This is a genomic window from Flavobacterium hiemivividum (assembly GCF_004349145.1).
In the GTDB taxonomy this organism is placed as follows: domain Bacteria; phylum Bacteroidota; class Bacteroidia; order Flavobacteriales; family Flavobacteriaceae; genus Flavobacterium; species Flavobacterium hiemivividum.
Genome location: NZ_SMFO01000001.1, coordinates 577215 through 592268 on the forward strand (window position 1 = coordinate 577215; position 15054 = coordinate 592268).

The window sequence follows — 15054 nt, forward strand, 5'->3', positions numbered from 1 at the left end:
TTTATAAAACTTCCCGTCCATATTAACAGGAAGTTTAATTTTAAATACAATTTATTATTGAGTTCTACGTGAAGATTCCTCCTTCGTCGGCATGACAAGTTTGTAAAATTCTAGCACTTTCATTTCTAATAGTCAAGACGCTTCAGTCGAATTTCTTTATTTTTTTTCTTCGAATAGGAAGTGCTTTTACATTAAAAAGCTAAAGATATAGCGTCTCGAAACTTCAGGAGCATGAAAAAGGGTCACATTGGCGCAATCCCGATAATGACAATTAAAACAAATCAATTATATTTGCATTTACTTTTATTCGATATACTATGAAATCATAGATCGTACAGCTAAAAATCTAAAATTAAAATGAGACATACAAGAGTTAAAGACTTACTAGAAAGTACCAAAACACTTCACGAAGTAAATGCAAAAGGATGGGTGCGAACTTTTAGAAACAATCAATTTATCGCTTTAAATGACGGATCAACCATCAATAATATACAATGTGTAGTCGATTTTGAGAATACTCCTGACGAAACATTAAAAAGAATTACTACTGGAGCAGCTATTTCTGTAACAGGAACTTTAGTCGAAAGTAAAGGTGCTGGACAAAAATTTGAAATTCAAGTCGCAAAACTAGAAATCCTTGGAGATTCGGATGCTGAGAAGTTCCCAATACAACCAAAGAATAAACCAAGTCTTGATTTCTTGCGTGAAAATGCACATTTACGTGTTCGTACCAATATGTTTGGTGCGATTATGAGAGTGCGTTCCGTATTATCGTATGCAGTTCATAGTTATTTCCAAGAAAAAGGATTTGTATATGTAAATACGCCAATCATTACAGGATCTGATGCTGAAGGAGCTGGTGAAATGTTTAAAGTTACTGCTTTACCATTTGACGAAACGCCAAGAACGGAAGACGGTAAAGTAAACTACAAAGAAGATTTCTTTGGTAAAGAGACTAACCTAACTGTTTCCGGACAATTAGAAGGTGAAACTTTTGCAATGGCTTTGGGACAGATTTATACTTTTGGACCAACATTTAGAGCCGAAAACTCGAATACTTCGCGTCACCTTGCTGAATTTTGGATGATTGAACCAGAAGTGGCTTTCAATGATTTGAATGACAACATGGACTTAGCCGAAGATTTCATTCAGTACGTGATTAAGTACACAATGGAGAAATGCCCAGAGGACTTGAAATTTCTAGAAACTCGTTTATTAGACGAAGAAAAATCAAAACCACAGGGCGAAAGAAGTGAAATGGCATTACTTGACAAATTAAATTTTGTTTTGGAAAACAACTTTAAACGCGTATCTTATACCGAAGCTATTGACATTTTAAGAGAATGTACACCAAATAAAAAGAAAAAATTCAACTACATCATTAACGAATGGGGTGCTGATTTACAATCTGAACACGAACGTTACTTAGTAGAAAAACACTTTAAATGCCCAGTAATCCTGTTTGATTATCCAGCGAATATTAAAGCATTTTACATGCGTTTGAACGAAGATGGAAAAACAGTAAGAGCGATGGACATCTTATTCCCAGGAATTGGAGAAATCGTAGGTGGATCACAAAGAGAGGAACGTTTTGATGTTTTGGTCGAAAAAATGAAAGCTCTTGGAATTGATGAAGAAGAATTATGGTGGTACTTAGACACCCGAAGATTTGGTTCAGCAGTTCACTCTGGTTTCGGACTTGGATTTGAAAGACTGGTACTATTCGTAACAGGAATGACAAACATTCGCGACGTAATTCCTTTCCCAAGAACGCCATTGAATGCAGAGTTTTAATATAATTTTGTTTCAAGTTTAAGGTTTAAAATTCTAAAACTTTAAACCTTAAACTTGACACTTTCAACCAAAAAATAAATGCTAAAGCAATTTTTAAATTTAAAATTATCCCAGAAATTATCTCCTCAGCAAATTCAGCTGATGAAGCTAATTCAATTGCCTACGCAAGCATTCGAACAACGTTTGTTGGAAGAAATGAATGAAAACCCCGCTTTGGAAGCAGGGAAAGAGGAAGACGACTACGAAAATGACGAGTTTGATAATGAAGATTATGATGACTACGACGACTCTGAATCAGACAGAGTTGATGCCGAAGACATTAATATCGACGAATATCTAAGCAGTGACGACACTCCTGATTATAAAACTCAAACAAACAATTATAGCGATGATGATGAAGATCGTGAATCTCCATTAGCAGCGCCCGTAAGTTTTCACCAGGATCTAATCAATCAGTTGAATACGTTTATCTTGAACGATGATGAACGCGATATTGCAGAATTTTTAGTGGGTAGCATTGATGACATGGGTTATATCCGCCGCAGTGTTCCTGACATTGTAGATGATATGGCATTTACGCAAGCACTTTACACCGATGAAGCAACCGTAGAAAGAATGCTTACTGTTATTCATGAATTAGAGCCTTCTGGAGTAGGAGCACGTGATTTGCAAGAGTGTTTATTGTTGCAATTAAAACACAAAACACCTACTGAGTCGGTAGAATTAGCAACTGATATTATCGAAAACCAATTTGATGCTTTTACCAAAAAGCATTACGAGAAGTTAATTCAAAAATATAATGTTTCGAATGAGCAGCTTAAAAAAGCAATTCACGAAATAGAAAAACTCAATCCAAAGCCAGGTGGCGCTTTTACTGGAAATAATAAAATTACAGAAAATGTAGTTCCCGACTTTGCCATTAGAATCGTTGACGGCGAACTGGAATTGACATTAAATGGAAGAAACGCTCCTAGCCTGCACGTTTCTAAAGATTATCAGGAAATGATGCAGACGTATAAAGTGTCAACTGATAAATCAGGTCCGCAAAAGGACGCTGTACAATTTATAAAGCAGAAACTAGATTCGGCTAAATGGTTTATAGATGCGATTAGACAACGTCAGGAAACACTTTTTGTCACCATGAATGCAATCATGCATTACCAAGAAGAATATTTTCTTGAAGGAGATGAGACTAAGCTGAAGCCAATGATTCTAAAAGACATTGCTGATATGGTAGGTCTCGATATTTCGACTATTTCTCGAGTTGCCAACAGCAAATATGTTGAAACACCTTATGGAACTAAACTGATCAAGGAATTTTTCTCGGAAGCGATGAAAAACGATCAGGGCGAAGATGTTTCTACTTTGGAAATTAAAAAAATCCTTCAGAATATCATCGAGGAAGAAGATAAGAAAAAACCACTTCCTGACGATCAATTAGCCGAACTTCTAAAAGAAAAAGGCTATCCTATTGCGAGAAGAACCATAGCAAAATACAGAGAACAACTGGACATTCCAGTTGCTAGAATGAGGAAGAAGATATAGGATTTTTGCTCATAGATTGTAGATTAACGATTGTAGAACTATTAAGCATCTCTATAAAAAGCAAAACCCTTTCAAAATTTCAATTTTGAAAGGGTTTATTATTTCCTATATACTAGTTCAGTCTCCCTCTCCTTCGGAGAGTCCCGAAGCGTCGGGAGGGATGAAGATTACTTTTCTTGATCTTTTCGCATGGCATGGTAATATGCTGCGCGACTTAATGGCTCATATTCTTCTGTTTCTCCAAGCATCACTAATTTCTCATTATCAGTTTTACGAAAACTGTAATTCGCTAAATTCCCAGTGCGTGTGCATACCGCATGCACTTTAGTAACATATTCGGCAGTTGCCATTAAAGCTGGCATTGGTCCAAAGGGATTTCCTTTAAAATCCATATCTAATCCTGCTACAATAACACGAATTCCCTGGTTAGCTAAATCATTGCATACTCTTACAATTTCGTCGTCAAAAAACTGCGCTTCATCAATACCTACAACGTCACAACCTTGCGCTAGAATAGCAATGTTTGCGGCAGCAGGAACTGGTGTAGAGCGAATTTCGTTAGCATTATGAGAAACCACCATCTCATCATCATAACGAGTGTCAATTGTAGGTTTAAAAATTTCGACTTTTTGTTTGGCAAATTGCGCCCTTTTCAGACGTCGAATAAGCTCTTCGGTTTTACCCGAAAACATCGAACCGCAAATGACTTCGATCCAACCAAATTGTTCTTTATGATTTACTGTATTTTCGAGAAACATTTTGTATTTTTCTAACTTAAAAAATGAATAGTTTTTATTACTTTGTATTGTAATAAACCGACTTAAGATTTTATACTTTTACGTAGTCTCAAAAGTAGAAAAATTTTATCAATTCAGTGATTTGAGAACGCTTAAATGCAAATTAAATATTCCCTACAAAAGGACCTTATTTCTTAAGTAGGATAATAATTATATAAATTAGAAACACACACGCCATACACACCATAATTCAAACGTCATGAAAAAAAGATTGGAAGCCGATTTAGTCAGCATTGCTCACAGAATATTACAACTTAAGAATAAGTCTGACATCAATCAATTGTTTTTGGAAACCCAAAAACTATATGAAAAGCTGTCGGTTTTACGATTTGTCGATGAGCAATATGGTGAGGTGAGACCTACAATAGGTCAAGCTGAAATTGAAAAAGATATTGAAGCTTTTTATGACAAAAGCGACCATCTACCTGTGGAGACGATGATTGAAATGACCGAAATGGTCCCTGTTGAAGAAATTTCTGCTGAAGAAATTCCAACAGCAGAGGTAGCAGATGAACAAGCAGCAAGTGAAGAAATTTCTGCTGAAGATGAATCCGTAGAAGAACCAATGGCAACAGAGGAAACTACTGAAGAGAAAAACGATACTGACGAAGAAGAACTTACTGCAGAAGACGTAAATGAATTAGGTGATTTTGCAGCCGACATAATAGAACAGCCTGTTGAGGATGTAGAAGCTATTGAAGAGGAAAAAGTTTCAAATAATGAAAATGATAGCGAGGAAATAGCTGAAGAAACAGAGAAAATCATCGCTGAAAATGAAGAAGTGGAAAACGAAGAAACAAAAGAAGAACCAGCAACCGAATTCAAATCTGCTTTCGAGTTAACAGAAGAAATCGAAGTAGAAACTCCGATGAAAGCGCCAGCTATGCAAATAACTTTTGAAGATTTGCTAGGAGGTCACTACAGCGAACCTGAGTTTGTAAAAGTTAACGACATAGAGTCGCTACAACCCCAAATGGTATTTGAAGCTGTCGCAAAAACAGAAGAGAAAGAAATCATCCCAACTATAGCAGCCGAAAAAACTCCTGAGACAAAAACGATTTCTATAAATGACACGTTTTCAAAAGGCATCAATATTGATTTGAATGATCAAATTGCGTTTGTAAAACACCTTTTTGGAAACAGCAATGAGGATTACAACCGCGTGTTGAATCAATTAATCACGTTTGATAATTTCTATGAAACAAGAAACTTCATAGAAGAAATGGTGAAACCGGATTACAACAACTGGGACGGAAAGGCTGATTATGAAGAGCGTTTCATGGACATCATAGAAAAAAAATTCCTTTAAAATAATTTATGTCAAAATTATACATCGTTCCTACACCAATAGGTAATCTTGAAGACATGACTTTTCGAGCAATTCGGATTCTTAAAGAAGTCGACTTGATTCTTGCCGAAGACACGCGTACGAGTGGGAAATTATTGAAGCATTTTGAAATTGGCACGCACATGCACAGCCATCATATGCACAACGAACACAAAACAGTCGAGAATTTAATTTCTCGATTAAAAGCTGGCGAAACCATTGCATTGATATCTGACGCTGGAACACCAGCCATTTCAGATCCTGGTTTTTTACTGACTCGTGCTTGCGTGGAGAACGGAATTACAGTAGAATGTCTTCCCGGTGCCACAGCTTTCGTTCCCGCTTTAGTGAATAGTGGTTTGCCCAATGACAAATTTATTTTCGAAGGCTTTTTACCTGAAAAAAAAGGGCGTCAAACACGATATTTAGAACTAGCCGAAGAAACGAGGACGATGATTCTATATGTTTCGCCTCATAAATTAGTAAAAACACTGGCTGAATTTGTGACTTATTTTGGCGAAGACCGCCAAATTTGTGTTTCTAGAGAACTTTCTAAACTGCACGAAGAAAACCGAAGAGGAACAGCTAAAGAAGTTCTAGCTCACTTTGAAAAAACAGCTCCAAGAGGAGAAATAGTGGTTGTGGTCGCAGGAAAAACTATCGTTAAAGAAGTGAAAAAAAGTAAATTCCAGAAAGAAGAATAAAACATGAATAAAGCAAATATCATAATCATCGGTGCCGGTTTATCTGGTTTAATGATCGCTTATTTGCTACAAAAAAAAGGCTTGGAAGTTATTTTATTAGAAGCCGATAAACGCATTGGAGGCCGCATACAAACGATCATTGGTCCAACTGGCGTTACAATGGAAATGGGCGCGACATGGTTTAGCAATCCGCACCAAAACCTTATCGCTTTACTTGACGAATTCAAAATCGCTTATTTTAAGCAGCACACTCAGGGAATCTCTTTTTTTGAAACCATGTCTTTTGTGCCCCCGCAGAAATTTGAAATTTCGGATACAGAAGAGTCTTCGTATCGAATAGTTGGTGGAACAGCAAAATTAATTGAAAAATTAACTGCTGAAGTTGAAATCCACAACATCAAAACACAAACTAAAGTAACTGCAATAAAAGAAGTTGGCAACCATCTAGAAGTTACCACTTCTGACGGAAGTCAATATCTAGGAGATAAAGTTATTTCGACATTACCACCCCATTTGTTAGTTCAAACGATATTATTCGAGCCCATTTTACCTGATTCTATTCGGCAATTAGCCCGAAAAACGCATACTTGGATGGGTGAATCGATAAAGTTTGCCGTCGAATATGCAAGTCCATTTTGGAGAGAAAACAACTATTCTGGAACGCTATATAGCCAAGCCTGCATAATTCAGGAAATGTACGATCACAGCACAGCGGACAACATAGGATATGCATTAAAAGGTTTTCTAAACGGAGGTACATATACACTATCAGCAGAAGAGCGCAAAGAGCAAGCAATTCTACAGCTAACAAAACTATTTGGCGCCGAAGCAGGAAATTATGTGGAGTATCATGAAAAAGTATGGCGTGAAGAACCACTCACCTTTTTCCCGTACGAGCACCTACTGATGGGTCATGAAAACAATGGACATCCTGAATACAACAAACCATTCTTAAACAACAAATTATATATTTCTGGCTCAGAAACCGCTTCCAAAAATCCAGGATATATGGAGGGCGCGATAGTTGCAGCCAAAAACATTGCCGCCCAATTTTAAAAACTAAGCACATGAATATAGATTCTTTTTTAGAAAAATTAAATCAAACTCCTCAAGAAATAACTTTCGCAGAAACCATTACGGTAATTGAGGAAAATTACAATTTCTCACCTACGGCATTCGAAAACGGATTGCTACACAATGCCGCAGGAGAAAACTCCGGTTCTTGTAAGATATTTGCTTTCGCCGAATTACAGAAATTGTCGGAAGAAGCAACATTGTCATGTTTTGGAGCTTATTATTATGATGATGTATTGAAAAATCCTGAAGGAACAAATCACCAAAACATTCGTAACTTTATGAAAACAGGTTGGGATGGGATTGCATTTTACGGAAGTCCGTTAGAATTGAAGTAAACTATTTAAGAATTTTGATTAACGATTTTTGATTTCAGAAGGCAAAATCTTAAATCATAAATCGTTAATCCACAATCAAAAATCATATGCGTTGGACTATAAAACCAAAACCTTCTGAAGAAAAAATCAAGCATTTGGCGCAAGCCCTGAATGTGGAAGATTTTGTGGCGCAGTTATTAGTGCAACGCGGTATTGAAACTTTTGAAGATGCTAAGAATTTCTTCAGACCTTCTTTAGACCATTTACACGATCCATACTTAATGAAAGATATGGAAAAAGCAGTCGAACGAATAGAAAAAGCGATTGAAAATCAGGAACGAATTCTTGTTTTTGGCGATTATGATGTAGATGGAACTACGGCAGTTTCACTCGTTTCTTCTTACTTAAAAAGCTATTATCCTGATGTAGCAACTTATATTCCGGATCGTTATAAAGAAGGTTATGGTGTTTCATTCATGGGAATTGACTTTGCTGATGACAATGGTTTTTCGTTAATCATTGCTTTAGATTGCGGTATAAAATCGATTGATCATGTCGCTTACGCAAAAGAACGAAATATCGATTTCATCATTTGCGATCACCACAGACCCGGAGATACATTACCTGATGCGGTTGCGGTTCTCGATCCAAAACGAGACGATTGCAACTATCCCTATGACGAATTATGTGGCTGCGGAATTGGTTTTAAACTGATTCAGGCTTTAGGAATAAATAGAAACCAAACTATCACAGACTTAGTTCCCTACTTAGATTTAGTTGCCGCCGCTATTGCTGCCGATATTGTTCCTATGACGGGAGAAAATCGAGTTTTAGCCCATTTTGGATTACAAGTTATTAATAGCGATCCGAGACCCGGAATCAGAGCTTTGATACATCAAATAAAAAAACAAACTTTAGATATTACCGATGTCGTTTTTATCATCGCTCCAAGAATTAATGCCGCTGGTCGCATCAAACACGGAAATCATGCAGTCGAATTACTAACCGAATTTGATTTTGACCAAGCGCAACAATTCGCTTCCGAAATTGAAGCTTATAATTCGGAACGCAAAGATTTAGACAAATTAATTACCAAAGAAGCCTTAAAACAAATCGACGAAAACAATGAAAAAGAGCGATTTACATCTGTAGTTTTTCAAGAAGATTGGCACAAAGGAGTAATCGGAATTGTTGCTTCTCGATTGATTGAAACGTATTATCGTCCTACTTTGGTTTTTACAAAAAGCGGCGATAAATATGCTGCTTCAGCACGTTCTGTAAAAGGTTTTGATGTGTATAATGCACTTGAAGCTTGCTCGGACCATTTGGAACAATTTGGCGGACACATGTACGCGGCTGGAATGACATTGGCAGCAGAAAACTATTCTGTTTTCAAAGAAGCATTCGAAAAAGAGGTCGAAAAAACCATTCATCCAGATATGTTAATGCCTGAAATTGCGATCGATGCTGAAATCAATTTTTCTGATATTACACCAAAATTAATCCGGATTCTAAAGCAATTCGAACCTTTTGGACCAATGAATATGACACCTACTTTTTTGACAAAAGACGTTAAAGATACGGGCTACGGAAAACTAATGGGTCAAGAGGACGAACATATACGTCTTTTTGTAAAGCAAAATGGGAGTGAAGGTATTGCCGCAATTGGTTTTGGATTAGGAGATAAATTTGATTTAACGACCAATCAAAAACCTTTTCAAATGGCATACTGTATAGACGAAAATGAATGGAACGGAAAAGTCTCCATCCAATTAAGATTAAAAAGCATTAAGTAATGAGCTCATTAAAACCGCATAAAAAAGATCCCTACGCTGCTTTACGATTTAAAGAATTCAACACTTTTTTACTACTGCGTTTTGCCATGGTTTTTGCTTGGTCTATGCAATTCATCATTATCGAATGGCAAGTTTATAGCATTACCAAAGATCCTCTTTCACTGGGAATTATCGGTTTAATGGAAGTTATTCCAGCTATTTCATTGGCTTTATTTGCCGGACATATCGTAGATCAAAAGGAAAAAAAAGGACTACTTGTAAAATGCATCCTCGCTTTTTCTGTAATTAGTTTTGGATTATTTTTATTGACTTGGCCAGTTGTGATAAAGGATATTTCGACAAAAACTATTTTGTATTCTATCTATTTCTTGGTTTTCCTCGGCGGTTTAGTCAGAGCCTTTCTTGGGCCAACCATCTTTTCCTTACTCTCCTTACTTGTACCTAAAAAAGTATATCCTAATGCAGCGACGTGGAGCAGTTCTGTTTGGCAAATTGCCTCAGTTGCTGGACCAGCGCTTGCAGGATTTTCAATTACATTAATTGGAGTACATTGGTCGCTGTGTACTGTTTTTGCTTGCTCGATTTTCGCTTTATTAGCATTATCTCAAATAAAGAAAAAACCAATTCTTAATCCTAAAATTGGAGAACCTGTAATGCAAAGTTTATCCGAAGGAATAAAATTTGTATTCAATAATAAGACTGTTTTAGGAGCAATTACATTAGATATGGTAGCCGTTCTTTTTGGTGGTGCTATAGCACTTCTACCCATTTTTGCTCAAGACATACTAAAAGTAGGCCCAGAAGGCTTCGGTTTTCTTAGAGCCGCTCCCGCAGTTGGTGCTTTTTTGACCATGATTATCACTGCCTATGTTCCTTTGAGTAAAAATGCCGGGCTAAAACTGCTCTCAGCTATATTTGCTTTTGGAATTTGTATTATTGTTTTTGGACTTTCAACCATTTTTTGGGTTTCACTACTTGCCTTATTCTTTAGCGGAGTTTTTGATGGAATTTCAGTAGTTATTCGTCAAACTATTTTACAACTGAAAACTCCAGATCATATGCGTGGAAGAGTTTCGGCAGTAAACTCTATGTTTGTAGGATCTTCAAATGAATTAGGAGCTTTTGAAAGTGGATTAACCGCTCGCTTAATGGGAACAGTTACTGCCGTTGTTTTTGGCGGAAGCATGACTCTCCTAGTCGTTTTAACCACTGGAATTATTTCGCCATCTTTCCGAAAACTAGATTTGAGAAAAGATTTAGAGGAGCATGAAAATCAGGAATGATTGCGTTTTATTTAGAATTATTATAAATAATAACTATATTTGTTTCAAACATTTTCACATGCAAGATATAAAGCAAATATATTACAACGATTCAGGAACTTCTTTCTACTGGAGAAAAGAGAATGACATACTAATCGATAAAGTCCAATTGATTTTTAGAGAAACTGGATTTTACTTTAGCCAGTACGAACTTCAGCAATTTAGGAGCTGTATTGAAGAAAGTTATAAATTAAATAACTGTTGCGAAGATTGCGAATTAAAAAATAATTGCCGAAAATTTCTATTAAAAACTCCCTGTTCTCAAATTGATTTAGCGGTTTCCATGAAAGAGTTGACCGCCGTAAAAGACTTGGTTGAAGGAACTTTATTCAAAATAAATTTAGACGCTTATTTATTTGGCGAAGGAATGAACTAATATACTTTTATTTCGAATGTTTCACCATCGAAAACTCCATAAGTGAAATAGCTAATCCAATCTCCCAGATTCACATATTCTGAATTTTCTCCTACACTCACTTTCATTGGTAGGTGACGGTGTCCAAAAATAAGATAGTTGTAATGTTTGGTTTCCAATTTTCTTTTCGAATAAAGGATTAGCCATTCGTTGTCTTCACCTAGAAAAGTAACATCTTCAGCACCCGAAATTAATTTATTTTTTACGGATAGATATTGTGCCAAACGAACACCAATATCAGGATGCAGCCATCTGAACAGCCATTTTGAGAATGGATTGGTAAACACTTTTTTCATTCGTTTGTATCCCATATCACCGGGACCTTTTCCGTCGCCATGACCAATTAAGAATGTTTTACCTCCAAAAGTAAATTCTTGATTGTCATGATAAACAGGAATATTTAATTCTTTTTGGAAGTAATCTTCCATCCATAAATCGTGATTCCCAACGAAAAAATAGATTGGAATTCCGCTGTCTCTTATTTCAGCTAATTTTCCTAAAACACGAACAAATCCCTTTGGAACAACAGCTTTATATTCGAACCAAAAATCAAACAAATCACCTAATAGAAAAATCGCTTCGGCATCTTCTTTTACTTCATCGAGCCAAGCCACAAATCGCTTTTCTCTTGGCAAACTAAGTTCTGCTGTTGGTGCACCAAAATGCTGATCCGAGGCAAAGTATATTTTTTTATTGTTGGCTAATTGCATGAAGCTTAAGTATGGATTGTGGATTACAAATTATCGCTGGCGTACCATTCAGCAAAAGACGAATCTGTTTCTTGTAATTTTAAAGAAAAAAGCTTGATATCTGCTGGTAATCTACCAATTATTCTTTGTGCAAAATCAATAACCATATTTTCGCTTGTAGGTTGGTAATCAACCAAAATAACATGATGACCGCGATTCTTTAATTCGTGCGCTAAATCAACATGCGGAGTAGTTTCATTAAAAACAGTAGCATGATCAAATTGATCTACAATCTCTTCTTTTACAATTTTCTTTAAGTCGGTAAAATCGATTACCATTCCAAATTTTACATCATTACGGTTCTCGATAGGGCTGCCAATAACGGTTACAGACAGTTTATAACTATGTCCATGAACATTTTTACATTTGCCATCGTAACCATAAAGTGCATGACCGGTTTCGAAACTAAATTTCTTTGTAATTCTGATTTTGCTCATCTACTTATAATTTTGAATGCAAATTTAGTGAATAATTAAACGTTCTTGTCTCTTTTTTTTGCAGAAGCGTACATCCAATAAGCCAAACCCGCCAAAACTACAAATGGAATAAAGGAGCCAATAAGCACTCCAATTTGATAAGTACCATCGGGTGCTGTTTTTAATTTCTCAGCAATATTAACTTCTTGCACTAGCAATACTATTTTCAATGTCATCTATTTTTTAAATTGGTTGAGGGCATTTTTGGTGAAATCGGATAAAACTAACTCTCCAGAAATCGCTGCTCTTTTAAGCAATAAGGCATCCCAATCTTCCGTTCCTTCCCAGATTATTTTTTTCATTTCTGTTAAAGCTTTAGGATTGTAACTCGATAATTTGGAACTAAAATCAGTAATTGCAGCATCAAGTTCTTCGATAGTTTCAAAAGTATTAGCATACAAACCTTTGGCGAAAGCCCAATCAGCTGATTTCCATTCGTGCGCTGCCAAAGTCATTTCGGACATTGCCGTTTTTCCAATTTTCCTCGAAACTGCTGGTTCTATAACGAATGGACCAATTCCTATTGCTAATTCGGAAAGTTTTATGGAGGCATTTTTTGTGGCCAAAACATAATCGCAGGCCGCGGCAATACCTACGCCACCTCCTACTGCTTTTCCGTGAATGCGTCCAATAATCAGTTTAGAACACGATCGCATCGCATTAATCAAATGGGCAAAACCTGAGAAAAACTGAGTACCTTCTTGTTCACTAGAAACTGCCAACAGTTCGTCAAAAGAAGCACCTGCACAAAATGCTCCCGTTCCTTCGCTTCGCAAAATAATTACAGAAACTAATTCGTTCGAACTTAAATTACTAAATTCAGCCGTCAATCTGTCCAATAATTCCCTTGGAAAAGAATTACTCGAAGGATGACCAAATGTAATCGTTGCTATTTTGTTTTCGATGGTTGTAAAAAGTGAACCAATAGGACTTTGTGATGACATATCAATTATTTTTGGATGTAAAACAATAATTCTCAAGAGGTATGTATCTCTTGAAAATCACTAAAAGGGGAATATAAAAAACTCTTTTAGCACATGAAATAAAAAAAGGCTCTGCGAAATTGCAAAGCCTTTCATTCTCTTGATGGTGGAGAATATCGGATTCGAACCGATCACCTCTTGCCTGCCAGGCAAGCACTCTAGCCAAATGAGCTAATCCCCCATTTATGGCACAAATATAGCATATTATTGGTTTAAAACTAAAAAATTATTTTTATAATTACTTAAAGTAGCACTTAATACTTTTTTAAAATCAAAACGATGCTAGCAACTAAATCACTTGATAATGAAGCGCATTCGATAGAAGAAATCAATTATTTTAAATTATAAAGAATTCTGAAATTCAATATACAAATACATTTTTAATATTAATAATTGAAGAAAACTCAATCATAACTCGCTTGTTCCTAACATTGGCAGTATATTCGCAATCTTAAAATAACGTACTACAAGACACCTACAGTATTTTACTAATTTGTATATATTATGAAACATTTATTTTCGAACTTACTTTTTAAAGTTTTTATCGCTATTGTTCTAGGTATTGTTTTCGGATTGTATTTACCCGAATCTATCAATAGAATATTCTCCACCTTCAACGCTTTCTTCGGACAGTTTTTAAGCTTCTCCATCCCTTTAATTATAATGGGGTTAATCATGCCGGCTATTTCTGATTTAGGAAAAGGCGCAGGTAAATTATTATTGATAACCGCTGCTATTGCCTATGGGTCGACTTTGTTCTCGGGCTTTATGACTTATTTGATTACGTCTGGTATATTTCCAGAACTTTTAGCTTCTCATGTTAATGACGTAGCTCAAATTGGCAGTTCAGGACCTGAATTAACTCCTTATTTTAGCATTACAATTCCGCCAGCATTAGACGTTATGACTTCTCTAGTTTTAGCCTTTGTGATTGGATTAGGACTTTCGTATCAAGAAAAATCAAGCTTAAAATTAGTGGTTAAAGATTTTGAGAAGATCATAATGCAATTAATAGAAAACGTGATTGTGCCGTTATTGCCATTATTCATATTAGGTATTTTCGCCAGCATGTCCTTTAGCGGAAAAGTATTCTCGATTCTTTCCGTTTTTATTAATATTATCGGAGTTATTTTTGCCTTACACATTATATTATTACTGCTACAATACACTATTGCTGGCATCGTTACAAAACAGAATCCTTTCAAATTGTTACTAACCATGATGCCTGCTTATTTCACTGCATTAGGAACACAGTCGTCTGCAGCTACTATTCCTGTTACCTTAGAGCAAACCTTAAAAAATGGAGTTTCTGAAAAAATTGCTGGATTTGTCATACCATTATGCGCAACCATACATCTGTCTGGAAGTACTATGAAAATTACAGCATGTGCGATCGCATTAATGATTTTACACGGCATACCGTTTGACTTTACACTATTTGCAGGTTTTATATTTATGCTAGGAATTGCAATGGTTGCCGCACCTGGAGTTCCTGGTGGAGCAATTATGGCTGCAGTAGGAATATTGCAATCTATGCTAGGATTCAATGAAGAGATGATTGGACTGATGATTGCCTTATATATTGCAATGGATAGTTTTGGTACTGCCTGTAATGTTACTGGAGATGGTGCAATTGCTTTAGTTGTTGACAGAATCACTAAGGAAAAATTAGTTGCTTAGATTTAAGTATTTCAAATATACTTTTTCACAAACTGCATTTGATTCTAACAAAAAAACCTCGGCTTTGCCGAGGTT

Annotated in this window: 15 protein-coding genes and 1 tRNA gene; 10 read left to right on the plus strand and 6 right to left on the minus strand. The window is 36.0% G+C overall.

All coding sequences use genetic code 11. From position 1 onward, the window contains the following. Positions 1–357: 357 nt before the first annotated feature. Positions 358–1794, plus strand: coding sequence for an asparagine--tRNA ligase (gene asnS, locus E0F98_RS02595; RefSeq protein ID WP_132108900.1), 1437 nt, complete (start codon positions 358–360; stop codon positions 1792–1794). Positions 1795–1872: 78 nt separating this feature from the next. Then, entirely contained in the window at positions 1873–3339 is a 1467-nt protein-coding gene (rpoN, locus tag E0F98_RS02600; RefSeq protein WP_132108902.1) for an RNA polymerase factor sigma-54, read from the plus strand. Positions 3340–3506: 167 nt separating this feature from the next. On the opposite strand, the gene E0F98_RS02605 is transcribed toward rpoN, so the two are convergent. Beyond that, positions 3507–4097 carry a thymidine kinase gene (locus tag E0F98_RS02605; protein WP_132108904.1) on the minus strand — a complete coding sequence of 197 codons (591 nt, stop codon included), beginning with the start codon at positions 4095–4097 and terminating at the stop codon, positions 3507–3509. Between the two features lie 238 nt (positions 4098–4335). Between E0F98_RS02605 and E0F98_RS02610 the strand changes: the two genes are divergently transcribed. From E0F98_RS02610 to E0F98_RS02640, 7 genes are all read left to right on the plus strand, one after another. Beyond that, a complete protein-coding gene (locus tag E0F98_RS02610) occupies positions 4336–5445 on the plus strand; it encodes a hypothetical protein (protein WP_132108906.1) in 1110 nt (369 codons plus the stop codon). 8 nt (positions 5446–5453) lie between these two features. Further along, positions 5454–6167, plus strand: a complete 714-nt coding sequence (rsmI, locus tag E0F98_RS02615) for a 16S rRNA (cytidine(1402)-2'-O)-methyltransferase (RefSeq protein ID WP_132108908.1) — start codon at positions 5454–5456, stop codon at positions 6165–6167. A gap of 3 nt (positions 6168–6170) precedes the next feature. Then, the gene (locus E0F98_RS02620; protein WP_132108910.1) at positions 6171–7223 is read left to right on the plus strand and encodes a flavin monoamine oxidase family protein; all 1053 of its coding nucleotides are present in this window, start codon (positions 6171–6173) and stop codon (positions 7221–7223) included. 11 nt (positions 7224–7234) lie between these two features. Continuing rightward, positions 7235–7579, plus strand: a complete 345-nt coding sequence (locus E0F98_RS02625) for a HopJ type III effector protein (RefSeq protein WP_132108912.1) — start codon at positions 7235–7237, stop codon at positions 7577–7579. An 86-nt stretch (positions 7580–7665) separates the two neighbouring features. Then, positions 7666–9354, plus strand: a complete 1689-nt coding sequence (gene recJ / locus E0F98_RS02630; protein WP_132108914.1) for a single-stranded-DNA-specific exonuclease RecJ — start codon at positions 7666–7668, stop codon at positions 9352–9354. Continuing rightward, positions 9354–10637: an MFS transporter gene (locus tag E0F98_RS02635; protein WP_132108916.1), complete on the plus strand. Its 1284-nt coding sequence runs from the start codon at positions 9354–9356 to the stop codon at positions 10635–10637. The genes recJ and E0F98_RS02635 overlap by 1 nt, the downstream gene beginning before the upstream one ends. A 58-nt stretch (positions 10638–10695) precedes the next feature. Further along, positions 10696–11052 (plus strand): hypothetical protein, encoded by a 357-nt coding sequence (locus E0F98_RS02640; RefSeq protein WP_132108918.1) that lies wholly within the window; start codon positions 10696–10698, stop codon positions 11050–11052. Here the strand turns inward: E0F98_RS02640 and E0F98_RS02645 are convergent. From E0F98_RS02645 to E0F98_RS02665, 5 genes are all read right to left on the minus strand, one after another. Then, positions 11049–11801: a UDP-2,3-diacylglucosamine diphosphatase gene (locus E0F98_RS02645; protein WP_132108920.1), complete on the minus strand. Its 753-nt coding sequence runs from the start codon at positions 11799–11801 to the stop codon at positions 11049–11051. The two genes, E0F98_RS02640 and E0F98_RS02645, sit on opposite strands and share 4 nt — an antisense overlap. Before the next feature lie 23 nt (positions 11802–11824). Next, complete coding sequence (locus tag E0F98_RS02650; RefSeq protein WP_132108922.1) at positions 11825–12277, minus strand: 6-pyruvoyl trahydropterin synthase family protein; 453 nt, start codon at positions 12275–12277, stop codon at positions 11825–11827. A gap of 35 nt (positions 12278–12312) precedes the next feature. After that, positions 12313–12492, minus strand: coding sequence for a hypothetical protein (locus E0F98_RS02655; RefSeq protein WP_132108924.1), 180 nt, complete (start codon positions 12490–12492; stop codon positions 12313–12315). Next, positions 12493–13260 (minus strand): enoyl-CoA hydratase/isomerase family protein, encoded by a 768-nt coding sequence (locus tag E0F98_RS02660; RefSeq protein ID WP_132108926.1) that lies wholly within the window; start codon positions 13258–13260, stop codon positions 12493–12495. It lies immediately after the preceding gene. Positions 13261–13403: 143 nt separating this feature from the next. Further along, positions 13404–13480: transfer RNA gene (locus E0F98_RS02665), tRNA-Ala, on the minus strand. A 323-nt stretch (positions 13481–13803) separates the two neighbouring features. Here E0F98_RS02665 and E0F98_RS02670 point away from each other — a divergent pair. Then, a complete protein-coding gene (locus E0F98_RS02670) occupies positions 13804–14979 on the plus strand; it encodes a dicarboxylate/amino acid:cation symporter (RefSeq protein ID WP_132108928.1) in 1176 nt (391 codons plus the stop codon). Positions 14980–15054 lie beyond the last annotated feature (75 nt).